The organism is Vibrio sp. 10N.222.49.C9, assembly GCF_041474985.1.
GTDB lineage: Bacteria > Pseudomonadota > Gammaproteobacteria > Enterobacterales > Vibrionaceae > Vibrio > Vibrio crassostreae_C.
Window position 1 is genome coordinate 1 of record NZ_JBFRVD010001388.1, and the last position, 263, is coordinate 263.

A 263-nucleotide genomic window follows, 5' to 3' on the forward strand; every position below is an offset into this window, starting at 1 on the left:
AATAACATCAGTGCAGGGAGTACCGCATCGCGTGTCGGTAATGCCTTTAATACTTTACCGTTGATTTCAACATCACTGCCCAATAAGAAACCGCCATTCGCTTCAAAGCCAGCGATGCGAGTAAAGTCTTCAGACAAAGCATCAAACTCAGCAATCACATACGGCGAACCAATTTTAGTTGTAGAGACCGCTTTAAATGCGCTAGATTGCTCAATGATAGTGTTGCAACTCACAGGAATCGCTAAGGCGTCAATGCCCATCTC

1 pseudogene is annotated in these 263 nt (G+C 44.9%); it reads right to left on the reverse strand.

The annotated features are described in order from the left end of the window. Positions 1-263 (reverse strand): annotated as a pseudogene (locus AB4585_RS28415) (phosphomannomutase); the annotation flags it as partial.